The sequence below is a fragment of the Natrinema sp. HArc-T2 genome, assembly GCF_041821085.1.
Classification (GTDB): Archaea; Halobacteriota; Halobacteria; order Halobacteriales; family Natrialbaceae; genus Natrinema.
Genome location: NZ_JBGUAZ010000002.1, coordinates 209,496 through 232,623, shown reverse-complemented (window position 1 = coordinate 232,623; position 23,128 = coordinate 209,496). Strand labels below are relative to the sequence as shown.

The following is a 23,128-nucleotide window of genomic DNA, read 5'->3' as shown; positions in this document are numbered from 1 at the left end:
ATAAAAACGTTCCGAACGGTGCCGCTACGACCGGCTATTCGGCAGCGACCGCTTCGGAAGAACCTGGAGTTCCGGTTCGTACCTGACGGTCGCTTCGATGCCGAAGACGTCGGCAAGGAGCTGTTCGGTCACGACCTCCTCGGGCGGCCCCCAATCGTAGAGTTCGCCGTCGCACATCGCGATCAGATAGTCGGCGAAGCGCGCCGCCTGCGAGATGTCGTGGAGGATCACGGCGACGGTGACGCCTTTCTGTTCGTTCAACTGGCGGATCGTCTCGAGGACGCGGAACTGGTGATGGACGTCGAGGTAGGTCGTCGGTTCGTCGAGCAACAGCACGTCCGTGTCCTGTGCCAGCACCATCGCGATCCAGGCCAGTTGCTTCTGGCCGCCGCTCAACTGGCCGAGTTCGGTTTCACGGAGGTCGTCGATCCCCGCCAGTTCGATCGCGCGCTCGACCGCGTCGTGGTCCTCGTCTGAGACGCTCTCGAAGAAGCTGCGATGCGGATAGCGACCGTGATAGACGAGATCCTCGACGGTGATCGAGCCCAGCGAGTCGTTTTCCTGCGAGAGCACGCCCAGCTCGCGTGCCAGTTCCTTCTGACTGAACGACTCGAGGGGATCACCGTGAATTTCGATGTTGCCGGTGACTGGCTCGAGATGGTTCGAGAGCGCCTTCAGGAGCGTACTCTTTCCGCTGCCGTTCGGCCCGACAAGCGCGGTCACTGCTCCTTCGGGGATGTCGATGCGTGCACAGTCGACGATCGTCTCGTCGATCGTCGGATACGTGAGCTCGAGGTCGTCGCCGATCAGTGCGCTCTCGACGGCGACGCCGTCGCCGTCGGTGATCCGGTCCTGTTCTCGGGTCGTGTCCTGCTGTGTGCGTGCCATTATAACTCACCCATTGACTGCTGTTTGCGCATCAGATAGAGGAAGTACGGGCCGCCGAGCAGGCCGGTTACGACGCCGACGGGCAACTGGGTACCGCTCAGCGCGAGCCGTGCGCCGACATCGGCGGTGACCAACAGTGCGGGGCCAGCGAAGAGACAGCCGACCATCAGCCGCCGGTAGTCGCCGCCGACCGTGTTCCGAACGATGTGCGGGACGACGAGGCCGAAGAAGCTGACGATGCCCGCGACGGCGATGGCGACGCTGGCGGCCAAGATTGCGACCGCCGAGAGGAAAAACCGGACGCGCTCGACGCGCATGCCGAGCGACTGCGCGGTGCGTTCGCCCAGCAAGAGCACGTTCAACTGCCGTGCGCCGGCGACGGCGATTGCGATCGAAATGATCGCCGGGACGATCGCGATCCGGACTTCGTCCCAGCCGGTGCCCGTCAGCGAACCGGTGAGCCAGGCGACCGCCGTCTGGACGACGCCCAGATCGTCCGCGAAGAAGAACAGCCCCTGCTGGAGCGACTGGAAGACCATGTTGACGATCACGCCCGCGAGCACGAGCCGGACGGGGCTCGTCCCACCCTTCCAGGCGATCGTATAGACGACCACGAACGCGACCGTCCCACCCAGCGCGGCGATCAGCGGCAGGAACGGCGAGAGGCCGCTGAAGACGACCAGCGTCGCCAGGACGGCGAACCCCGCGCCGGAGCTAACGCCGAGCACGAACGGGCTCGCCAGTTCGTTTCGTGTCACTGCCTGGAAGATCGCTCCCGAGACCGCAAGCGTCGCACCGGCGATGATACCGACGAACACCCGCGGCAGCCGAAGGTTCCAGACGACGATGCTCGCGGTACTCATCTCCGGGAGTTCAGTCCCGAACAAGAACGCCGACCAGGCGTAGAGGTTGAACAGCACGTTGGGGTTGAACACTGCATGCCAAGCTTCGCTGATCGTCATCGAATACTCCCCGAAGCTCACCTGGACGAGTCCGGCGACGACGGTAACGGCCATGCCCGCGAGACAAAAGAGGACGAGCCGCCACGTCACCCAGCCGCCTCGTCCCTCCCGTTCCCGGACGGACACTCTCCCGTCGGTCGACTGCGCTTCTGCCATTGTCTTTAGGTGTGCCTAAAAGACGTTTAGTCGTTGCGATTGTCAGACGTGTTGGCAGCGATCGGCAGGATGCGAGTGGCCGTCCGAACGACAGGTTACTCGAGCAACTCGATCTGGTCGTCGCCGTGGGGCACCGCACAGATGAACGCTCCCGGCTCGTCGCCGTCGTTGCGATACCAGTGGACCGTGCCCGCGGGAATGAGCAACGAGTCACCGGCCTCGACCTCGTGGGTTTTGTCGCCGATGCCCACCGTATACGCACCCTCGAGGACGTACTGTTCGTGTTCGACCTCGTTGGTGTGTTTCGGCACTTCGCCGCCGGCTTCGAGGACGAACCGCCGGATCGCGAAGTTCGGCGCGCCGTGGTCGTCGTTGAGCAGGACGCCCTTCTCGAGACCGTCGGCGGCGTCGACCGGTTCGTATTCGATCTCGTCGCTCCGTCGCAGGACTGGATCGGTCATACTCCGAGTCGGTACCGGAGCCACAAAATCGTCCGGGTCGGTCGCTGGCCGCGTTTTACGACATCAGCCGTCGAAGCCTCGCGAGGAGATACCACTGCCCGCCGATGGTTCCACAGACGAGGACGAGGTTGAACAGCAGGATGGCGAACTCGGTGGCTCCCAGCGTCGTCAGAATCGTCATAGACGATCTGTTGCTGGACGTATCTAGTATCGTGTCGATACACTAACCGCTAGAAGCTCTCGTGGTGTGTCGTCATCGATGACGGGGCTGTCGCTCAGGGGTGTAAAATACTGCAGTCAAGAGTCGATACCGTACGAATTCCGCCTTACAGGCGCTCGACGTTCGTCGCGCGCGGGCCCTTAGGGGCCTGCTCGATGTCGAACTCGAGCTCCTGTCCTTCTTCCAGGTCCGGGCCGCCGATGTCTTCCATGTGGAAGAAAACGTCGTCGTCCGCGTCCTCAGTCTCGATGAATCCGTAGCCGCCAGTGTCGTTGAAGAAATCAACGGTTCCTTTCGCCATTGCTTCTAAATAGAACGCTCGGGGACGGATAAACCCACCGACTCGTATCAGACTAATAAATCGGTCGCTACAGGCGCTCTCTGTCGATTTTTGCCGATTTCCGACTTTCCATACGGGCTGTTGTCATACGGTTCCCGTCAGGTAGTGCCGGAGTGTTCGCGAGCGCCGTGTGGGTGCGCCGGTGGACTGCGACCGCAGGTCATCTCATAGGTCTGCTGTACCGATGTATCGGTGCACCCGCGGTGCGGGTCGCGGTCTCACCGGCACTGACTGACAGGAGTCCGTCTCAGACGTTCTCGCCGTCCTCGAGTCGCTGGACCGAGACTGAGATGAAGTACACCAGCATAAACACGAAGAAGCCGCCCGCGAGCCCGACGAGTTCGACGGTGCCGACGCCGTCGGGATCGATGATGGCAACCGCTGCCATCCCGAGTACAAATACTGCGATGACGAAGGCCCCGACGGCGTAGTAGAAGCCGAGATCTGACTCGAGATACTGTCGCATGTGATGTCGTTTCGACGCGATCAGCAAAACGGTACCGACGCTCGGTCCGGAGGAGACGCCGGCGTGTGGCGTCCCCACTTGCTATGCTGTCTATGCGAGTAGCCGACGAACTGCGTCGGCGTACTCGTCGGGGATCTGTTCGGCGATCGTGTCCGGCTCCGTCTCGCCGTCGTAGTTGACGAGATACGTGCGACCGCCGTCGTCGCCGTAGATTCCCTGGAAGTCGTAGACGAAGCCGTAGACGGCGACGTCGTCGGGGACGTCCGCGGCCTCGCGTAAGAACTGGACCTGCGTGTCGACGTTGTACTCAACGAGCTGATTGATGACCGTCTCGTCGTCCGCGTCGGTGTCGACCTGACCGCTTTCGATGGCCTCCTCGACGACCGGGACGAGCAGGTCGACCCACTTGTCGACGCCCTGCGGGCCGGGCATGTCGCCACCGGTCGCCACGTTGTAGGCGGCAGTGACGGCACCGCAGCCGGTGTGGCCGACGATAGCTGCGACCTCGGTGTCGGCATGTGCGATCGGGTACAGCAGTCCGCCGTTGACAATCAGGTCGCCGTCGACCTCGTCCCAGACCTGATTGCCGATGTTACTGGGTGTAAAGACCGTGCCGGGCTCGTCGGCGTCCCACATGTCGACCTGTGGCACACGTGAGTCCGAACAGCAAATCGAGACGACGTCAGGCTGTTGGCCGTCCTGTACGTCGGCGAAGTGGTCGTCGGCGAGGCCGGCAACGTGGCGCTGGTTCCCGGCGAGCAACTCCTCGAGGACGTCTTGATCTGTGCCCATATGAGACACAGGCACAATGGCAGTCAAAACGGTTACGTTCCATTCCGATTCTGTCTTCAGATATCGACCGACACGCCGCAGACACCGATCGCACTCGTAACGCGACCGGCCCTCATGGGCCCGTGCCCGAGACTATCAGTCCGTCAGCCTGCAGCCGGTCTTGAACAGGTACACGTCGATTCCCACGACGACCGCGGTCAGCACGGTCAGTGCAGCGAGCGACACCAGCGGGACGATCCCCTCGTAACTGGCCGGTGCGACCTGCACCAGATCCGAGTAGCCGAGGAAGCCGTATCGGACGCTGTCGACCATCAACACCATCGGGTTCAGCAACGAGACCTGCTGCCAACTCCTCGGCAGTGTCTTGAGGGAGTAAAACACCGCGTCGAGGAAGACCAGCGGGCATCACGCTCGCAGAGTAGACGATTCTGCTAATCAGTAATTCCAACCCCTCGCTTGAATAGTAACAGATTGATGAAAAGAACGACGATGGTCGCAGCTGTAAGCACGACGAGAGACGTATTCGGGTTTATCTCACTCATCCCCAGCATTCCGTAGCGGACTCCATTGACCATATAGACCATCGGGTTGAGCAGTGAGGCGGTGTAGGCCAGCCCGTTGAGTTGGTCTAATGAATAGAAAACGCCTCCAAAGAACACCAGTGGTCGGAGAAGGAATTGGTTCATGACCGTCAGGTGGTCAAAGTCTTCTGCGAACAGTCCACCGATAACTCCAAGCCCGGCAAAGAGTGTCGTAGTTACGACACCGAAGCTAATCAGGTAGAGCGGGTGAGCGAACGGAATTGACGTAAAGAGAAAGCCAACACCGATTATCAGACCACCAATGATGAAGCCGCGAAGTGCGCTCGCTAGCACGTATCCAGCAACCGTGTAACTGTGCGACAGCGGTGATGTTATGACTTCGTGGATGTACTCGTTCCACCTCCCGTGGAAAATACTGAACGACGCGTTCTCGAAGGCATTCGATATGGCACCCAGTACGACCAGACCGGGCAAAACGAACTGGATATAGGTTACATCACTGATCGTCCCGATTCTACTTCCGAGGATCACCCCAAAGACGGAGAAATAGAGAACGTTTGTTATCAGTGGGGGGAGGAACGTGTTGTACGGACGTCTAACGAATCGAAGTACTTCGCGTCGGATTAGCGACTTTAGCTGTCTACTGGCAACGCTCATGCTTGATCACTGTGAAGAAATCTCGAGTGTTCTGCTTCCGGATGTACCCGTTCCAGTGGCCGTGACGGATCGAGAACGAGGCGTTCTCGAGGTCGTTCGAGCATCTCGTGCCGGAACAGCGCACGAAAGCCGACCGAGAGCATCAGGCGACCCCCTCCTGTTCTCGCTTCGGCGGGGTGTCCGTCTCGCTCGTTTCGGGTTCGTCATCGCCGCTTGCGCTCTCGGCTGTCGAACGGGTCACGGAGCGGTCCTCGCGCTCGGTCAGGTCGACGAAGATCTCCTCGAGCGAGGTCCGAGTGATCTCGAGGTCGGCGATCTCGTAGCCTCGTGCCTCGAGGTCGTTGAGCAATCGCGGGGCAAGCGAGCCGCCATCGTCGACGCGGACCTCGAGTCGATCCCCGGATACCGTCGTCTCGTGTGCGTAGGGCCCGAGTTCGGGTGCTGTCTGTGGTGTGGACTCGAGGCCGACGGTGACCGTGTCCGTCCCGCGCCCTTTCAGTTCGTCCGGGGTCGCGACGGTCACTTTCCGCCCCTCGTTCATAATCGCGACGCGGTCACAGAGGCGTTCGGCCTCCTCGATGTAGTGGGTAGTCAAGAGGATCGTCGTCCCCTCCTCGTTGAGTTCGGTCACGAGTTCCCAGAGGTCGTGGCGCAACTGGACGTCGACGCCGGCAGTCGGTTCGTCCAAGATCAGGAGGTCGGGGTCGGTAACGAGGGCTCGAGCGAGCAACAGGCGGCGTTTCATCCCGCCGGAGAGCCAGTCGAAGCGTTCGTTGCGCTTGTCGTAGATCCCGACGCGTTTGAGCACCTCGTCGGCCCGGTCGGCGGCCTCGTCTTCGGGAATCCCGTGGTAGCCGGCCTTGTGCATCAGCACTTCCTTGATGGGGAAGAAGCGATCGACGTTGAACTCCTGGGGGGCCACCCCGATCGCATCCCGGGCCTGCTGGTAGTCGTCCTCGACGTCGTAGCCGAAGACCCGCGCTTCGCCGCCGGTTTTGCGAACCAACCCGACTAGCGTGTTGATAAAGGTCGTTTTCCCCGCGCCGTTGGGGCCGAGCAGGCCGAAGAACTCGCCTTCCTCGACGGTCAGCGACAGTTCCTGGAGGGCGCGTAGCTCACCATATTCTTTGACGAGATCGACAGTCTCGATGGCCGGTGGCATCGATACAGGGTCAGCCCCGGCTACGGTTAAACCGTTTGTTCGCAGCATCCTCCGCTGCAACAGGTGTGTTCCCGGCCCTCGTGATAGCCGTCACCAGTGCGTATTTATGTGATCGTGTCCTGCCACGTCGCCTGTCGAACGCAACTCGCGTGCGATCGATACAAGAATGGTTCCAGTAGCCCGTCTCAGCCCGCCGTTCGCGGTCGACCGGAGAAGGCAGCCGCACCGCTTTGTTGGACGATATTGAGGGCGGTCATCACGTCGGTTCGCGAGATCAACCCAACGAGATCGTCGTCTTCGACGACGAGCAGGCGACCGATATCGTGTTTCTGCATCCGCTCGATTGCCGTCATCGCGTCCGAATCTGGCGTGATCGTCTCCAGGTCCGTCGTCATCACGTCATCGACGGTGTATGCATCGCGCTCGACCGGCTCGACTGCACGGGCGTCGCTCAGCGTCACGAGGCCGACGAGGCGCTCGCCGTCGACCGCGTCGTTCTCGACGACTGGATATCCCGTATGACGCTCGGTAAACATCCGCTGGATCAACTCCGTGATCGTCGTCTCGGGGTCGACGGTGTGGAGATCACTCACCGGCGTCATGATGTCGCTGACGGTAATATCCTGAAAGGCAGCTTTCATCGTCACCTGCTGGGCCTCGCTCGAGGCGGCGATGAACACGAAGAAGGCGACGCCGATGAGGATGATGTTGAGCGAGAAGAGGCCGAACAGCCCCATGACGACGGCGAACAGTTTGCCGATGCTGGCGGCTTGCTGTGTCGCCCGCGCGTATGGTTGATTTCGAGCCAGCAGCGCCCGGAGGACCCGCCCGCCGTCCATCGGGAATGCGGGCAGCATGTTGAAGATTGCGAGTGCGACGTTGAGGATAGCCAGATATCCAAAGACGAATCGCGCACCGCTGATGCTCGCGGGGATCACCGAAAAGAGCATGTAGGAGCCGATGCCGAGCAGGACACTGACGATCGGCCCGGCGACGGCGATGGTGAGTTCCTGTCGCCAGTTCTCGGGCATCTCCGAGAAGGCGGCGATGCCCCCAAACAGCCAGAGCGTGATCGAGTCGATCGGAAACCCGAACCGTCGAGCGGTCAACGAGTGTCCGAGCTCGTGGAGGACGACGCCGATGAACAGGCCGATCGCTGCAGCCAACCCGAGGGCCCACGGCATCAGGCCGGCGCTAATCGCCCCGATATCGATTCCCGCTGTGAGCCCGTCGTTGAGCAGTCCCGCGACTTCCTCGATCTGTGACCCGATGAGATACGCAAACAGCGGGAGCACCAGCAGGAACGTCAGATCTAGCTTGATCGGAATACCAAATAAGGTCCCGATCTGGAAGCTTCTCATACAGTCTCTTTGCGGCGGCGAACCCTTAAACACGCCGTCGAACAGCGCATTCAGGTGCTCGTGCGAGCAGGGCTCGCTCGAGCTAGATCGAACCGCTACGCGTTGTGGTACTGATCATGACACTTGTGACCACTCACCTTTGACAAATATAACCACCATAATATGGACTAGCCACTATATACTTTCTACCCCATAGATTTATACACCAGTTCGTGGTTTGTGTTGGTACGATGATGGAACTGACCCACGACACCGCTCACCCGGCTGGCCTTCCGTCCGAACTCGACTCCGCGCAGGCGAAACTCGTCTACTTCTACCTCGAGGCAGCCGAGGGCGCGACCGCGACCGATCTCCATCAGTCGCTGGAGCTCCCGAAACTGGCGATCCTGAGCGTCCTCAACTCGCTTGCGAGTCAGGGGCTCGTCGAACAGACTGACGCCACCTACGTCGCGATCGACGCGACCCGCCGGACCAACTAGTTGAACTCGGTGTGTAAATCGGTGCAGTTAGCAGGATTTCGGCTACCAGTCAGTACAGACTCGAGCGCGTCGCAACGGCTGTCACCGCTGGTAGCAGCGTCTCGAGTGTGATCAGGTGTATACACTGACTGTCATCCGGTCTGCTGTACCGAGTGACCGGTGGGCCCGCAGGGCGGTCGCTGGCATTCAGGACGTGACAGCGGACCGCACGCGCGGACAGTCCCCGGAACGGTCGACGCGGCGCTTCGAAGCCTTTATCCGCGCGGTGGGCTTCCGTTCTCACAAGTAACCACAACCATGTCAGACAAGCCTGCCTCCATGTACCGGGAGATCAGTAAGCCGGCCTACACGCGCCGCGAATACATCACTGGTATCCCGGGCTCGAAGATCGCACAGCACAAGATGGGCGACACCTCGGCAGACCCCGAAGACTACCCCGTCCAAATCAGCCTCATCACCGAAGAAGAGGTCCAGATCCGCCACGGATCGCTCGAGGCGTCGCGTCTGTCGGCCAACCGCCACATGCTGAAAAACGCCGGCGAGAACAAGTACAAGATGATCCTGCGGAAGTTCCCCCACCACGTCATTCGGGAGAACAAGCAGGCAACCGGTGCGGGTGCAGACCGTGTTTCCGACGGGATGCGCCAGGCCTTCGGGAAGATCGTCGGCACCGCCGCGCGTATTGACGCCGGCGAGCGCATCTTCACGATCTGGTGTGACGTCGACGATGCCGACTTCGCCAAGGACGCGCTCCGCCGTGCCTACAACAAGATCTCGCCGCCGTGCCGTGTCGTCGTCGAGAAGGGCGAAGAGCAGTTGATTGCGTAGAACGAAGTTTTGCTCTGCGGGCGCGGCGACGCCGCGCCCGCAGAGCAAAATCTTCAAAAGAGCGCTCGCGCTCTTTTGGACCTCGCGGGATCTTTGATCCCGCTCAGATTCGATTAAAAGCACTCCTCCCTCCGTTCACTCGCTCCCGATAGTCGCTCGTTCACATCAGTCGTCGGCCCGCTCGCTCCCTCCGGTCGCTCGCGGTCGTGACGCTGTAAGTGCCTGCCCTCCCCCGAGTCGCGGACTCCTCTCGATACTCGGAGCCCGCTCCCGGCCACTGACGCTCGTTGGAATTCCCGTCTCGAGCACCTTTTTGCCGATCTACTCCCGACTACCGCGTATGATCGATCTCGCGGTCGCCAACGACCAAGCGACGTTCCAGCGGATGCAAGAGCCGCTTGCCGAGCGTAATATACAGGTTCATCACGTGCCCGTACGCGAGCGTACGATCGCACTCGGCGACCCGCCATGGGAGCCCGACGACTACGACGTCGGCTTCGTTTACCCCGGTCGGCTCATGGAAGGCGGGGTTGCTGACGCGCTGCTCGAGATCCCGTGGCTCAACGATCACGAGACCGTGTTGACCTCGCGGAACAAAGCCGAGGTACTCGCGCGGCTCGATCGAGCCGAGCTCCCGGTTCCCGACTCCGTCTACGTCTCGAACGACGTCTCGGAGGCCGACCTGATCGAGGTCTTCGAGCGCTTCGAGCCGCCGGTGGTGGTCAAGCCGAACTCAACGACCCGTGGCGTCGGCGTCGCGAAGGCCCACGATCTCGATTCTTTCCTCGGGATCTGTGACTACCTCTCGCTGGTTCATGACTACCGGGCGACCGGCGACCGATCGTTTCTGGTCCAGGAGTATCTGCCCGCGGCGACCGACTACCGCGTGATGGTTCTCGAGGGCGAGTACGTCGGCGCTGTCGAACGCCGGTTGCCCGACGGCGCGGTCAGTGAGGGCCAGTGGAAACACAACGTCCACCGCGGCGCAGAGGCCACGGATGTCGATCTTCCCGAGTCCTGGCGTGCGCTCGCCGAATCGGTCGCCACCGAGCTCGAGATCCCGTTTCTGGGCGTGGATCTGCTCGAGACGGACGATCGACTGGTGGTCAACGAGACGAACGCCAGACCGACGATCGACACAGCAACCAAGTACGAACCCGACTTCTACGACCGGTTGGCGACAGCGATACGCGCTCGATGCGAGTGAGAGATTAGCTGGTGTTTCGCGTACCACCGTCGACGAGCAGCGATTCGGCGGTGATGTGGCCAGCCAGATCGCTTGCGAGGAACAGTGCCGCGTTGGCGACGTCCGCCGGCTGTGCGAGCTTTTGCAGGGGGATCATCTGTTTGAGCATTTCCTCTTGCTCGGTGCCGACGATCGGGAAGTCTTCGGTCGTCAGCGCCGTCTCGACCTCGCCGGGGTGGATTGCGTTGACCCGAATACCGTGTGGACCGAGGTCTTCTGCTAGCGAGTAGGTGAGGTTCCGAACTCCGGCTTTCGCCGTACAGTAGGGGGCGATTTCGCCGTATCCCTGAATCCCGGCGAGACTCGAGATGTTCACGATCGCACCGCCTTCTCCCTGCTCAATGAGTGACTCGGCGGCGAGTTTCGAGCCGACGAAGACGCTATCGAGGTTGATCGCCATCAGGTCGCGGTAGTCTTCGACGGAAATCTCCGTGATCGACCCCATCGGGCCGAACACGCCCGCGTTGTTCACCATCACGCTGAGGCCCCCGAACTCGTCTGCGGCGTCGATCGCCGCCTCGAGCGCGGCTTGGTCGGTGACATCGCATTCGACGTAGACTGCGTTGGCGTCGGTCTCCTCGTTGATCCGTTCGTGGGTCGGGACGCCGCCTTGGCGTGGCTCTTCGCGGAGGTCTGCAACGACGACATCCGCTCCTGCTGTTGCAAACGTCGTTGCGATTGCGCGACCGATCCCACTTGCAGCGCCCGTGACCACCGCGGTCTCGCCTTCGAGTACAGTCTCCATATTCACTATCTCAAATACCTTTACTATCAATCTTCCGTTGTTATATAATTAATATATAAATATCTACATAATCTGTCCGCTTGCAGTCTGCTAGTTTTCTATTGTTACTTTCGGTTACTTTGAATAGATATATTTGCGATGGATATTTATCAGCTGTTATGACTCTCGTTCAAGAGAATATTTATCGTCGAACGGATGTCGGAACTGTCGGATGGGACGACGAACTCGATGCTGTCTTGCTCAGATGGCATGGATTCGCGACCAGCGAGAGCTTCCGGGCACACATGCGTCTCTGTATCGAGTTGCTCGAGGCGACCGGTGCCAACAAAATGTACGCCGATGCGCGCGATCAGGGACCAATCAACGACGAGGACAAACTGTGGTCGATCACTGAGTGGGCAAGTCAGGCGGACGACGCAGGTCTCGACGCTCTCGTGATCGTCTATCCCGAGTCGGTCATCGCAAAGATGGCCGTCGACAGCGTCATGGAGCAGGTCGAAGACGACATCGATCGCCTGATCACCGACGACGTCGAGGAGGGACGGGAGTGGCTGGCGGACCGGCCTGCAACTGTGACGGACGTCGCAGTCTCGGAACTGACGGAACCGACACTCGAGGTCGAGCCAGCTCCCGATACGGGCGACGAAACGGACGGCGACGACGTGCCGACAGGCTCCGACCCCAACCCCGAGTCGCCCGCCGATTCGACTGCAGACGACGCCGAGACATCGGTCTCGGGGAACGAGACGGAGGCCGACTCCGCGAACGCGGAGTCTACGACGTCGGACGGACGTTCAGCCCCAGCAGACGCGGATTCAGTATCATCGCCGACCTCGACGGAGACGGCAGGGGCCGACTCGGCGGCGTCGGTCGATCCACCGACCGTTGCGGCAGTTGGGGGAATCGTCGGTCTCATCGGGATGACGCTGGCGACAGTTGCCATCGGACGAATACCGATACTCGTGGCAAACGGGGTGGCAAACGCCGTGCTGTTGCTCGGCGGCGCTGCACTGGTCGGTATGACCTTCGGCTGGGCGAGTGCAAAATTCGTGGCGTGATCCGATTCTCACAGCGATAGCCGCTTCCGTCGATCCGACGGCGCTGTTTTCGAGTCCCGTGTTACAACGCAAAAACCGTTCTCGACCGCGACGGCCCGATTACTCGAGGCTGATATCCGAGGAGTTCTCCGCGCGATCGAAGACGACCTCGAGGACGCCGTTGTTGTAAGTCGCGGCGGCGGTGTGTTCGTTGACGCGAGTCGGCAGGGAGACGCGTTCGTCGTACTGGCGGTGCTCGCTTTCAGCGGAGATGGTCAGGGTCTTGCCGTCACACTCGAGGTCGATGTTGTCCTTCTCGACGCCGGGGAGGTCGGCGACGACGCGGATCTCCTCGTCGGTCTCGTGGATGTCGACGTGGGTGTCCATCCCGAAGCCGTTGTCGACGTTACTCGAGGAGTCGACGTTCATGTTGGCGTTTGCGCTGTTCATCATTTCGTTCATCATTCGCTCGATCTCGCGAAACAGGTCGTCGAAGGGTTCGTCGCGGTCGTCTCGGCGCATGGGGGTGCCTAGGGTATCGGATGGCAAAAACTTTCTGTCGCTACTATAACTCAGTTCGTCGATTCGAGAGCGATCGGCGTCTATAGTCCGATGCCGAGCGACTCGTTCGTCGTCTCGATGCTCTCTTCGGCGTCGGCGCTGCCGGCGACCGCACGGATGGCGTCGATGTTCTCGGGGACGACGTCGCTTTCCTGGTGGATGCCCTGGAAGAGATAGAGGTCCGTGCCGACCGTCGAGATCGATTCCTCCCAGATACAGTTCTCCCAGAGGTCGCCACGGGGCCGGCCCGCGTCGAGGGCGTACTCTTTGAGTTTCCCGCTGCCGTCGATGTCCATCCGCTCGGGGATGAGGAACAGTCGCGACTCGTCGGCGAACAGTTCGCGGACCTCGGCGGCGTCGACCTCCTCCTTGAGTGTGACGTTCAAGCTGTGCATGTGCATCAGCGTCGCGGGCACTTTCATCCCGAGCGTGTCGATGTCGAGGTCGTCGAAGATGGTCTCGACGTCGGGGCCGTGGTGGGAGGGGATCGTGACCGGGTTTGGCAGGATGTCGTTGATCGGGCCGCGGTCGGTCTGGCCGGGATCGCCGCCACGCCGGACCAGCGTCGCGCGGACCTTCTCGACGCCGTAGGCTTCCCGCAGCGGCGCGATGACCCGCGAGAGGCCGGTCGTGTTACAGGAGACGACGCGGACGTGATCGGCGTCGGCGGCCTCGGCGAAGTTCGAGCGCGCGTTGAAACTCACGTCGACGAGATCCGCGTCCTCGCCGCCCTGGTAGAGTGCCGGCGTGTCGTACTCCTCGTACAGCCCCTTGTTCTGAGCGCCGATCCCAGACGGTGTGGCGTCGACGACGACGTCGGCTTCGTCGACGAGTTCGTCGACCGAGCCTGCGATCTCGAGGCCGGCTTCGTCGAACAGGTGTTCGCGCTCCTCGACGGCCGCGTAGAGCGCGAATCCCTTGTCGATCGCTGTCTCGGCCTCGAAGTTCGGACGCGTCTTCGCGACGCCGAGTACCTCCATGTCGGGTTGCTCGCGGACGGCGTCCGCGACGCGTTTGCCGATCGTACCGTAGCCGTTGATCGCGACCTGTAGCATATACCCGGGAGTGGACCACCGAACGGGATAATCGTTTCGAGGACTCGCGGTCGATTCTTACTCGAATCGGAGTTCTCGATCGCTCTCGAGGCCGATCTCGGTAGCTGTTCACACTGCTCGAGACGCCGCGAGCGCTCTGTGGCCCTCCCGGGACATCGGGACAGCAGACCGCATGAGGGCAAGACCTATCGGCCCGCTCGCCACACACTCCCGTATGACAGCACTTCGAACCGCGGCGGAGACCGCCGTCCGCCAGTGTCTGGGTCTCGAGGCGGGTGAGTCGTGTGCGATCGTCACCGACGACGAACGGGTTCCGATCGGGGAGGCACTCTACGAGGTCGCACGCGAGATCACCGACGACGCCGTGATCGTCCGCTATCCGCCGGGCGAGACCCACGGCAGCGAACCGCCCGAACCGGTGGCGGCGGCCATGGCCGGCGCTGACGTCGTGCTCGCGCCGACGACAAAGAGCTTGAGCCACACCCGCGCCCGGACCGACGCCAACGAGGCCGGCGCACGCGTCGCGACGCTCCCTGGCATCACCGAGGATGTCTTCACGACCGGGCTCGACGCCGACTACGAGTCGATCGCGACTCACTGCGAGGCGGTCCGCGAGCAGGTCGCCGAGGCCGAGGAAATCAGGGTCACGACCGACGCCGGCACCGACATTACGTTCGGCGTCGGCGACCGCGAGTGGCTCGCCGACACCGGCATCGTCCACGACCCCGGCACGATGTCGAACCTGCCAGCCGGCGAGGTGTTCATCAGCCCCGAAACGGCGGACGGGACGTTCGTTGTCGACGGAACGATGCGACCACACGGGTTGCTCGAGGCGGGCCACCGGCTCACCTTCGAGGTCGAGGACGGCCTCGTCACCCACATCTCGGACGACGAGATCCGCGAGACGGTCGCGAACGCGGCAGACGAGGTCGGCGACGCCGCCTACAACCTCGCGGAACTGGGCATCGGGACCAACGTCGCCGTCACGGAGCTGGTCGGCTCGGTCCTCCTAGACGAGAAAGCTGGCGGCACGATCCATATCGCGATCGGCGACGACGCAGGCATCGGTGGCGAGACGGACGCGCCGATCCACCTCGATGGCATCATTCGCGAGCCGACCGTCCTCGCCGACGGCGAGCCCGTCGACCTGCCGGTCGCGGATGACGCCTGAGACGGTTTGCTGTCACGAGTTCCCGGCGAACCGCGATCCGTTCGCGGGTTCGCCGAAACTGACTGATCGCAGGCAACGGGCTCACGTCGGGACCATTGAGGAAGCCCCTCTCGGTGCGGGACCGCTACGAGATCACCATCGGAAACGCCATCCCATCCCGAAAGAGCCCGTCGTGGCCGCTGCGATGGTCATCGACACAATTCAGGACAACTAGTGACACGGCGACGACGACGGCTTCAATCGCCTTTTAGGTGCGTAGCCTCTAAGACGGGCTATGAGCGATATACCGGATCGGGTTCCGACCCCCTGTCCTTCCTGCTCGCCGGACCTCGAGACGGTCCACGAGGTACTCACGACGGGCGGCGGTACCCTGACCGTTCGCTGTAGCGAGTGTAGTCACGTCCACAAGATCCAGCCCGACACCGAACGCGAGGTCACCCTCGACGTGGTCGTCTCCCAGGGTGGCGAGTCGTTCACGGCGAACGTCACCGCCCCCGAAGACGAGACCGTCGAAGTCGGCGACGAGTTCATTCTCGAGACCGAGGAAGTGCTCTCGACGGTTCGGGTCACGAGTGTCGAACTCGACGGCCAGAAGCGCGTCGAGGAGTCACCCGCCGACGAGATCGAGACCGTCTGGACGCGCGAGGTCGACAACGTGGCGGTCAACGTCACCGTCCACCCACAGGACGGCTCGCGCGACGACAGCCACAGTATCACGGTCCACGTCCCTGGTGATTACGAGTTCGAGGTCGGCGACGTCGAGAGCTTCGGCGACGACGAGTTCGAGATCGACGCCTTCGTCGTCCGTGACGACGCGTCGGGCTACCGGCGCGACCGCTTCGAGGAGCCGGGCGATACTGCCTTCGCGAAGGACATCAAACGCGTCTACGCCTACGACGAGCAGAGCAGCGCCTGGTCGGCCTGGTAAGGCAGCCAGCACTCTGCCCGTCCTGACTCCGTCTCTCGTCACTCCGTTTTTCCGGCGGTCCGTCGGCTCGGTCCAGATCCGAACGGCTCTCGCTCCCGCAAGCGCGCCATTGATTATCGACGGTACGATAGCTGGTATATGGACCTCGCGGTACTGCGGGAGGACATGGTCGACGGCCTCGAGGCCGCGCCCAAGAACGTCCTCACGGACGACACCGTCGCCGTCGCGATGCGTGACGTGCCTCGCCACGCGTTTCTCGATGACGAACGGACGGCCTACGCGGACCGCGAGCACGACGCGCTTGGGACCCGCATTCTCGCCCCCAGCACGGCTGCTCGATTGCTTCAGGCGCTGGCACTCGAGGACGACGAGTCGGTGCTGATCGTCGGCGTCGGCGTCGGCTATACGGCCGCTGTCGCAGCCGAAATCGTCGGCGAGACCAACGTTCACGCCGTCGACATCTCGCGCCCACTGGTCGTCGAAGCGCGCCGAAACCTTTCGGAAGCCGGTTACGACGGCGTCCTTGTCGACTGTCGCGACGGCGCGAACGGGCTCCCCGAGTACGCGCCGTTCGATCGGATTCTCCTCGAGGCGGCTGTCGTCGACCCTCCTCGCGCACTCCTCGAACAGCTTGCCGACGGCGGACGACTGGTCTTCCCGCGTGGGACCCAGCGACAGCGACTTACGGTCGTCTCGACCGATGGTGACCTCGAGCAACTCGACCCTATTATTTTCGATCCGCTGCTCGTCGAGGGTGAGCAGTCGGGGGCCGTCGAGCGAAACCGGATGGCCCGCGAAGACCGTGAACGAGCGCAGCGACGCGCCGAATCACGTCGCGGCTGGGAGCAGGACTGGATCGAGTGGGACGAGACGCTCAGGCCGCAGTCACGGCGACGCCGACCCCGATAGCAGGTGTCTGGTGCCTGATCAGGGTGGCGGGTCACCTTCCTCACGCGCCGTTTTCATCGAGTTCGAGTGACAATTCGTCTCGTCCACCATGGCAGACGGGCCGATCTGAACAGCGATGGAACCTCGGATGCGAGTCAAAAGAGGGTGGAAAAGGGGATAGCGACAGTCTGTCTCTGATCGCCGGATATGGATACGAACCGGGATGGGTTAACTATACTTTCTAATTATGTACTGTCTTTCCAGACTAGCCACTAATCAATTATAGTCACAACTGAACCGAGTGACACACCGATCGCACCGTCCGCGGGTCTCGCTCACGTCGTCGCTCCGACCCGCGCTCCCCTTGTTCGGTCAGGTGTGCAGTGACGGTCAGTGGCTACGATAGCTACTGCACTTCGTATCACAACCAAGCCGGTCCGTCTATCGATGCCGTCCGCTATTGTTGACACTGGCACCGTTTCAATCTCGCCTCTCTGATGAACACTGCTGCGATTCGTAGACCGGTCGATCGAGACCTGGTTGTATCGCTCCGCGAGAGTTCCAAGTGCCGGCCTGAACGGTCAACCCCGTCGCTGACGGACTTCCGTTCGACGAAAGGGGGATGGGGGGATTGGGGGGTGGCGACAGTTTATCTCAGATCGCCATCTATGGATAGGAACCGGTAGTGATTAAGACTACTTCCTAATTATTGGGATATTCTCGAAAACGCCACTAATCAATTAGAGTCGCCGTCGAACACCATCGTGACGAGCTTCCGTTCGGCTGCGCGCAGGTGATAGTGGTACGTCGGCGGCGAGACGTCAAGCGCCGCGGCGAGATCCTCGCCGGTACTCTCCCGGGGCCACTCGAAGAAGCCGCTGTAATGGGCCGCCTGCAGCGCTTCGAACTGCTTGTCGGTGAGCCGTTCCGCGAGGTGTGTGTCAAGTCGTCGTGCCGACTGCATGGTCGTCGTCTCCCGTTTGGCCACCAGTTCCGTCTCGGGGTATTCCTCGCGGATCGCCTCGACTAGCGATCGCGTCTCGACTCGCTGGGGGACCTCGAGAACGACCGTCGACGTGCCGTCTTCTGCCGTTGCCATCCGGATCACTACGTCGTAGCTGCGCAACAGGTCGAGAAACGGCGTCGAAGCCATCGTCACCTCGAACAGCGTCTCGTCGTCACTCTCCGAGACGATCGAGAGCGTTTCGATCGACGCCCACGCTGTTTCCAGCGACGCGAGTTCCGCCGTCGCTGGCGCAGTGATGAACAGGACGATCCCGTTCTCGCCGCGATCGATGACGCCTTCGAGTGTGATCGGTTCCGCTCCGGAGACGTGCGTCGAGAGCCGATTGAGCAACAGTCGTGAGCCCTCGACGGCGAGCTCGAGCTCGAGACGGCTGTCAGTTACCATCGCCCGCGTTCGCTCGACCGACTGGATCGCATGGCCGATCGTCTCGCCGAGCTCGACGAGCACCTCACGCTCGCGCTCACCGACCGCATCAGCGCCCGCAACGTGGACCATCAAGACGCCATACCGTCGATCGTCTGCAACGAGTGGGACACCCAGTACCGTCTGAAAGCCATACGTCAGCGCCTCCTTGCGCCGCATCGCCCACCGGTCGTCTTCGAGGACGTCACGCATCGTCTGGACGGTACCCGACTCGAGGACGTCCCGGACGAGTTCGGTCTCGGGCGCGCACTCGCCGTCGTCGCGAAGCCGGTCCACGTAGGCCGCGTCGATCCCCGCCCAGGCCGACGGGACGGGCGGATCGTCGTCGCTCGCGGCGATCCAGGCGAACCGATACCGGTCCGTCTCGGCGAGGCGGTCACACACCGTCCCCTCGATCTCCGCGCGTGTCGACGCCTGTGCGACGCCGTGGTTGATCTCGCGGACGATCTCGTTCGTGTGATTGAGTCGCGTCAGTTCCTCGTTTTGCTGGGTGAGCGTCCGGTCGTGATCGCGCAGTAACTGCTCTCGCTCGGCCCGATCCAGTGCAGCCTCGGTGTTGGCCGCCAGAATGTACAGCAGTTCAGTCATCGTCTCGTCGAACCCGTCGACGTCCTCACAGCCTGCGACCACCACGCCGTGGGTTCCAAGCGGGACGATCAGCTCACACCGGCTTACCGTTCCCGCGGAGCCGACGTTCTCGCGCGTCACGTCCTCGTAGTAGGTGCTTTCGCCCTCCGAAAACGCCTCCCAGACCAGTCCCTTCCCCCGCTCGAACGTCGACGCTGGCTCACCCAGCTCGGGCGAGTGGCGCGTCGATGCCACGCGTTCGAGTGCCCCCGCCGTCGGCTCGAACGTGTAGGCCGCAGCGACTGCCACATCGAGGATCTCGCCAGCCGTTTCGATCGCGACCCGGTAGATCTCGGCTTTGGTTTCGGCGCGCATCAACTCTCGTGTCGTCTCGTGCAACGCCGTCAGTGTTCGCTCGTAGCGGCGCTCGCTTTCGCGAAGCTCCGTTTCCGTCCGATACTGGGAAACGGCGTTGGAGATCTGGTTTGCCAACAGCGCGTACTGCTCCCGACCGGAATCCTTCTGGAGATATTGGGTCACCCCCGCTGCGATCGCCTCGCTCGCGATCTCTGCTGAGCTTCGGCCCGTAAAGAGAATAAAGGGGAGTTCGGAATCGTCCTCGCGAACACGCGCTACCAACTCGAGCCCGGTCATCGCTGGCAGTTCGTAATCGCTGACGATACAGTCGACTCCGCGGCCCTCGAGCATCGATAGCGCCTCCGTGCCATCCGTCGCCTCGAGTGCGACGATCGAGTCGCGCTCGCGCTCGAGCATCTCTCCGGCCAGCGCCGCAAAGCCGGGTTCATTGTCGACGACAAGTACGGTAATCGGCTTCGTCATTTATCTAGTGACCCACCTTCTCGAGTACTGATGGATTCCTGAGCGGCAACTAAACAATTAGCATTTAGAAATCCGGTATTCAAACTGTCTAGTGCCGCTGGGCGGCTGTATGAGATTACGAGATCGTGCCATCAAACCGGTACGCTGCTGCCCAGCTGATCGATGGATGGTCGATTTCGGACTCGAACCGGAGTTCCATTTTCTGTTCAGTTGCGTCAGCCGCGTCGATCCAATAAAACTGATCGTTTTCGGGATAATAGACGAGAAAGGCGTCGATAGCACCCTGATATGTATCTTCATGGTAAACGCCATCTTTCGTCGTTTGCGAATGGGTATTGAATCGAAACGTGTCTGCTTTGTTCGACCAGCCAGTCTTACACTGGATATGATAGAGGTCGGCTCCCGTGTCGACGACGAGATCGTACTTATCGTTGTCTCCGAACGGAATTGAGACACTGTAGCCACAGCTAATGAGTTTAGAGATAGCTCTCGCTTCCGTTTCATCTCCCACCGCTTTCGAGTTGCACATAGTGTATTTGTCCACCTGTTTGAATAAAAACAATCGGTGGGTGTCACGGTATCAAAGATTTCTCAATAGAACGCGCCTCCGGCGAGTTTTGAACCATTGAGAAACACACTAGGTGCAGCACCTCGATCAGTTGCCAATTCGAATAGTATTCGAGCCTAGCTGATTACGAGGGAACGAAATCAAGTGCTCTGGAGTTAGAAGTCGAAGAAGCGCCCGAGGCGGGATTTGAACCCGCGTCACAACCGTGACAGGGTTGTATGATAGGCCACTACACCACCCGGGCTTGCAATGCTTTCTTTCCCGGTGATAGTATTAAGGGTTGTGTTCTCGACTCGTTATTCTGCTCTGTTAACATAAATTCACGTCCAGCCTTGGGTTCGATCGCCGACCATTGTTCAACTATGCTGAGAATACCTGTGTCAAAATGACTACTAGAAATTGTTTGTGAGCGGATACAAACGTGATAGGTCGTGACTCATGCTCGAAAACGAGCTCACTTCATGCGGCCCTCGAACGACTATCGATTCGAATAGTATTCGAGCCCGGCTAATTACGAGAGAACGAAACCAAGTGCTCTGGAGTTAGAAGTCGAAGAAGCGCCCGAGGCGGGATTTGAACCCGCGTCACAACCGTGACAGGGTTGTATGATAGGCCACTACACCACCCGGGCTTGCAATGCTTTCTTTCCCGGTGATAGTATTAAGGCTTTTCAATCGAACGCCGTGTGGTACGGCCAGCCGGGCCATGATCGCCGTCTCGAGCTCCCTCTCACTGCAACTGTGTTATCAGCACACATGACCCACAAGGAATATAACCGAGAACCGGCTACGTTCGAACGTGATCGACGGTTCCGGTCTGGCTCGCCCGGCCGGGTAGCTTTGCTTGTGGGTCGACTTAGTAACGGTTAAATGCCTCCCGACGCTACTTGCCTGTAGTATCTCGTGACAGCCGCTTCTCTCCCGATAGCCGACACGCACACCCACACATGGTAGACGTAAGCCAACACGAACTGGTTCCGGAGCACACCGTCCTCGAGGAGGACACACTCGAGGAGGTGCTCTCCGAATACAACATCGACCGTACAGACTTACCGAAGATCAAGCGTAACGACCCTGCCCTTCCGGACGAGGCCGAGGTCGGCAACGTGATCAAGATCGTTCGGGATTCACGAACAACCGATCAGGCAGTGGTATACCGACTTGTGGTAGAATAAATGGCAATGGAACTAGATCGCGACGAACGTCGAGAGATCTCGCGCGAATACTTCTCGAAGGAACGGATCGCCGAACACCACTATCGCTCGTTTAACGCCTTCCTCAACCGGGGCATGCAGGAGGTCGTCGACGAGAAGGCGACGATCGACACGGACATCGGTGACAAGGAAGGCGAGGAGCCGGTCCACGTCGAACTGGGCGACGTCCGCGTCGTCACGCCGCGCGTTCGCGAGGCCGACGGCTCCGAGGAACTGCTCTATCCACAGGAGGCCCGCCTTCGAAACATCACCTACTCCGCGCCGGTCTTCATGGAGATGTCCATCGTCAAAGGCGAGGAGGGCGACCAGCGGGTCGTCGACTCGACGGAGACGAAGATCGGCCGGATGCCGATCATGGTCGGCTCCGAGAAGTGTAACATCGCCGGCTTCTCCGACGAGGAACTCATCGAGATCGGCGAGGACCCCGCCGACCCCGGCGGCTACTTCATCGTCAACGGCTCCGAGCGGGTACTGATGACCAGCGAGGACCTCGCACCCAACAAGATCCTCGCCGAGTACGACACCAAGTACGGCGACGAGATCCAGGTCGCCAAGACGTTCTCACAGCGCCGTGGCTACCGCGCGCTCGTGCTCTGTGAGCGGACGCGTGACGGCTTGCTCGAGGTCTCGTTCCCTTCGGTCTCGGGCTCGATCAACTTCGTCACGCTCGTGCGCGCCCTCGGGCTGGAATCGGACGAGGAGATCGTCCACAAGGTCTCGAACGACCCCGAGGTCGTCAAGTACATGCTCGAGAACTTGGAGGAAGCGGAGGTCCAGACCGAGGAAGAGGCCATCGAGGCACTGGGCAAACGCGTCGCCTCCGGGCAGGGCAAAAACTACCAGCTCAAGCGGGCGAACTACGTCATCGACCGGTATCTCCTGCCGCACCTCCACGAGGACGGTGTCGAGGAAGAAGACGTCCGGATCAACAAGGCTCACTACCTCTGTCGGATGGCCGAAGCCTGTTTCGAACTCGCACTCGGGCGGCGCGAATCCGACGACAAGGACCACTACGCGAACAAGCGTCTGAAGGTCTCCGGCGACCTCATGAAAGACCTGTTCCGAACCGCGCTGAACAAGCTGGCACGGGACGTCAAATACCAGCTCGAGCGCGCAAACATGCGTAACCGACAGCTCTCGGTGAACACGGTCGTCCGATCGGACGTGCTGACCGAGCGACTCGAGCACCCGATCGCGACGGGTAACTGGGTCGGCGGTCGCTCGGGCGTCTCGCAGCTCGTGGACCGAACGGACTTCATGGGTGTGCTCAGCCACCTGCGCCGACTGCGCAGCCCGCTGTCGCGCTCCCAGCCCCACTTCGAAGCACGGGACCTGCACGCGACCCAGTGGGGTCGCATTGGTCCCTCCGAGACGCCGGAGGGACCGAACTGTGGGCTGGTGAAGAACTTCGCACAGTCCATGGAGCTCTCTCAGAACGTCGAGGACGAACAGGAGCTCAAGCGGGAGCTGGCATCGATGGGGGTCGAGGGCATTCCCGGCCTCGAGGGTATCGAACGGACGACCGCAGCTGGGGACGATTAAATC

26 protein-coding genes and 2 tRNA genes are annotated in these 23,128 nt (G+C 61.2%); 10 read left to right on the top strand and 18 right to left on the bottom strand.

What is annotated here, in order from left to right:
• Positions 1-24 precede the first annotated feature (24 nt).
• From ACERI1_RS05615 to ACERI1_RS05565, 11 genes are all read right to left on the bottom strand, one after another.
• Positions 25-888 carry an ABC transporter ATP-binding protein gene (locus ACERI1_RS05615; RefSeq protein WP_373617089.1) on the bottom strand — a complete coding sequence of 288 codons (864 nt, stop codon included), beginning with the start codon at positions 886-888 and terminating at the stop codon, positions 25-27.
• The gene (locus tag ACERI1_RS05610) at positions 888-2,006 is read right to left on the bottom strand and encodes a FecCD family ABC transporter permease (RefSeq protein ID WP_373617088.1); all 1,119 of its coding nucleotides are present in this window, start codon (positions 2,004-2,006) and stop codon (positions 888-890) included. The genes ACERI1_RS05615 and ACERI1_RS05610 overlap by 1 nt, the downstream gene beginning before the upstream one ends.
• 95 nt (positions 2,007-2,101) lie before the next feature.
• Positions 2,102-2,467, bottom strand: a complete 366-nt coding sequence (locus ACERI1_RS05605) for a cupin domain-containing protein (protein ID WP_373617087.1) — start codon at positions 2,465-2,467, stop codon at positions 2,102-2,104.
• A 55-nt stretch (positions 2,468-2,522) separates the two neighbouring features.
• Positions 2,523-2,648 (bottom strand): hypothetical protein, encoded by a 126-nt coding sequence (locus ACERI1_RS05600; protein WP_373617086.1) that lies wholly within the window; start codon positions 2,646-2,648, stop codon positions 2,523-2,525.
• 145 nt (positions 2,649-2,793) lie between these two features.
• Positions 2,794-2,988 (bottom strand): cold-shock protein, encoded by a 195-nt coding sequence (locus ACERI1_RS05595; RefSeq protein ID WP_005554588.1) that lies wholly within the window; start codon positions 2,986-2,988, stop codon positions 2,794-2,796.
• A gap of 286 nt (positions 2,989-3,274) precedes the next feature.
• A complete protein-coding gene (locus ACERI1_RS05590; protein ID WP_373617085.1) occupies positions 3,275-3,493 on the bottom strand; it encodes a hypothetical protein in 219 nt (72 codons plus the stop codon).
• Between the two features lie 90 nt (positions 3,494-3,583).
• The gene (locus ACERI1_RS05585; protein ID WP_373617084.1) at positions 3,584-4,285 is read right to left on the bottom strand and encodes a carbonic anhydrase; all 702 of its coding nucleotides are present in this window, start codon (positions 4,283-4,285) and stop codon (positions 3,584-3,586) included.
• A gap of 135 nt (positions 4,286-4,420) precedes the next feature.
• Positions 4,421-4,597, bottom strand: a complete 177-nt coding sequence (locus tag ACERI1_RS05580) for a hypothetical protein (RefSeq protein ID WP_373617083.1) — start codon at positions 4,595-4,597, stop codon at positions 4,421-4,423.
• Between the two features lie 119 nt (positions 4,598-4,716).
• Positions 4,717-5,484 carry an ABC transporter permease gene (locus ACERI1_RS05575; RefSeq protein WP_373617082.1) on the bottom strand — a complete coding sequence of 256 codons (768 nt, stop codon included), beginning with the start codon at positions 5,482-5,484 and terminating at the stop codon, positions 4,717-4,719.
• Positions 5,485-5,626: 142 nt separating this feature from the next.
• Entirely contained in the window at positions 5,627-6,646 is a 1,020-nt protein-coding gene (locus ACERI1_RS05570) for an ATP-binding cassette domain-containing protein (protein ID WP_373617081.1), read from the bottom strand.
• Positions 6,647-6,831: 185 nt separating this feature from the next.
• Positions 6,832-8,007: a CBS domain-containing protein gene (locus ACERI1_RS05565; RefSeq protein ID WP_373617080.1), complete on the bottom strand. Its 1,176-nt coding sequence runs from the start codon at positions 8,005-8,007 to the stop codon at positions 6,832-6,834.
• A 233-nt stretch (positions 8,008-8,240) separates the two neighbouring features.
• On the opposite strand from ACERI1_RS05565, the gene ACERI1_RS05560 reads away from it, so the two are divergent.
• The 3 genes from ACERI1_RS05560 to ACERI1_RS05550 all read left to right on the top strand — a co-directional run bounded on the left by ACERI1_RS05560 (position 8,241) and on the right by ACERI1_RS05550 (position 10,521).
• Complete coding sequence (locus ACERI1_RS05560) at positions 8,241-8,486, top strand: helix-turn-helix domain-containing protein (protein ID WP_373617490.1); 246 nt, start codon at positions 8,241-8,243, stop codon at positions 8,484-8,486.
• 297 nt (positions 8,487-8,783) lie between these two features.
• Positions 8,784-9,314, top strand: coding sequence for a 50S ribosomal protein L16 (locus ACERI1_RS05555; protein WP_373617079.1), 531 nt, complete (start codon positions 8,784-8,786; stop codon positions 9,312-9,314).
• 340 nt (positions 9,315-9,654) lie between these two features.
• On the top strand, positions 9,655-10,521 hold the full coding sequence (locus ACERI1_RS05550; RefSeq protein ID WP_373617078.1) for a RimK family alpha-L-glutamate ligase: 867 nt from the start codon (positions 9,655-9,657) through the stop codon (positions 10,519-10,521).
• Positions 10,522-10,525: 4 nt separating this feature from the next.
• On the opposite strand, the gene ACERI1_RS05545 is transcribed toward ACERI1_RS05550, so the two are convergent.
• Entirely contained in the window at positions 10,526-11,305 is a 780-nt protein-coding gene (locus tag ACERI1_RS05545) for an SDR family oxidoreductase (protein WP_373617077.1), read from the bottom strand.
• A 158-nt stretch (positions 11,306-11,463) separates the two neighbouring features.
• Between ACERI1_RS05545 and ACERI1_RS05540 the strand changes: the two genes are divergently transcribed.
• A complete protein-coding gene (locus tag ACERI1_RS05540; RefSeq protein WP_373617076.1) occupies positions 11,464-12,363 on the top strand; it encodes a hypothetical protein in 900 nt (299 codons plus the stop codon).
• Between the two features lie 99 nt (positions 12,364-12,462).
• On the opposite strand, the gene ACERI1_RS05535 is transcribed toward ACERI1_RS05540, so the two are convergent.
• Complete coding sequence (locus ACERI1_RS05535) at positions 12,463-12,864, bottom strand: Hsp20/alpha crystallin family protein (protein WP_373617075.1); 402 nt, start codon at positions 12,862-12,864, stop codon at positions 12,463-12,465.
• Positions 12,865-12,944: 80 nt separating this feature from the next.
• On the bottom strand, positions 12,945-13,958 hold the full coding sequence (locus ACERI1_RS05530; protein WP_373617074.1) for a type II glyceraldehyde-3-phosphate dehydrogenase: 1,014 nt from the start codon (positions 13,956-13,958) through the stop codon (positions 12,945-12,947).
• 214 nt (positions 13,959-14,172) lie between these two features.
• Between ACERI1_RS05530 and ACERI1_RS05525 the strand changes: the two genes are divergently transcribed.
• From ACERI1_RS05525 to ACERI1_RS05510, 4 genes are all read left to right on the top strand, one after another.
• Complete coding sequence (locus tag ACERI1_RS05525) at positions 14,173-15,129, top strand: aminopeptidase (protein WP_373617073.1); 957 nt, start codon at positions 14,173-14,175, stop codon at positions 15,127-15,129.
• A complete protein-coding gene (locus ACERI1_RS05520) occupies positions 15,119-15,343 on the top strand; it encodes a hypothetical protein (RefSeq protein ID WP_373617071.1) in 225 nt (74 codons plus the stop codon). The genes ACERI1_RS05525 and ACERI1_RS05520 overlap by 11 nt, the downstream gene beginning before the upstream one ends.
• 60 nt (positions 15,344-15,403) lie before the next feature.
• Positions 15,404-16,057 (top strand): HVO_0476 family zinc finger protein, encoded by a 654-nt coding sequence (locus ACERI1_RS05515; RefSeq protein ID WP_373617070.1) that lies wholly within the window; start codon positions 15,404-15,406, stop codon positions 16,055-16,057.
• 138 nt (positions 16,058-16,195) lie between these two features.
• Complete coding sequence (locus ACERI1_RS05510) at positions 16,196-16,966, top strand: protein-L-isoaspartate O-methyltransferase (RefSeq protein ID WP_373617069.1); 771 nt, start codon at positions 16,196-16,198, stop codon at positions 16,964-16,966.
• A gap of 715 nt (positions 16,967-17,681) precedes the next feature.
• On the opposite strand, the gene ACERI1_RS05505 is transcribed toward ACERI1_RS05510, so the two are convergent.
• From ACERI1_RS05505 to ACERI1_RS05490, 4 genes are all read right to left on the bottom strand, one after another.
• Positions 17,682-19,802: a bacterio-opsin activator domain-containing protein gene (locus tag ACERI1_RS05505; RefSeq protein WP_373617068.1), complete on the bottom strand. Its 2,121-nt coding sequence runs from the start codon at positions 19,800-19,802 to the stop codon at positions 17,682-17,684.
• Positions 19,803-19,917: 115 nt separating this feature from the next.
• A complete protein-coding gene (locus ACERI1_RS05500) occupies positions 19,918-20,331 on the bottom strand; it encodes a group I intron-associated PD-(D/E)XK endonuclease (protein WP_373617067.1) in 414 nt (137 codons plus the stop codon).
• Between the two features lie 210 nt (positions 20,332-20,541).
• Positions 20,542-20,614 (bottom strand) — tRNA-Asp (locus ACERI1_RS05495).
• 314 nt (positions 20,615-20,928) lie between these two features.
• A tRNA-Asp gene (locus tag ACERI1_RS05490) sits at positions 20,929-21,001 on the bottom strand.
• A gap of 315 nt (positions 21,002-21,316) precedes the next feature.
• On the opposite strand from ACERI1_RS05490, the gene ACERI1_RS05485 reads away from it, so the two are divergent.
• Together ACERI1_RS05485 and ACERI1_RS05480 are read left to right on the top strand one after the other, a co-directional pair.
• Positions 21,317-21,544 (top strand): DNA-directed RNA polymerase subunit H, encoded by a 228-nt coding sequence (locus ACERI1_RS05485; protein WP_373617066.1) that lies wholly within the window; start codon positions 21,317-21,319, stop codon positions 21,542-21,544.
• Complete coding sequence (locus ACERI1_RS05480; protein ID WP_092933228.1) at positions 21,545-23,125, top strand: DNA-directed RNA polymerase subunit B''; 1,581 nt, start codon at positions 21,545-21,547, stop codon at positions 23,123-23,125. It abuts the gene before it with no gap.
• Positions 23,126-23,128 lie beyond the last annotated feature (3 nt).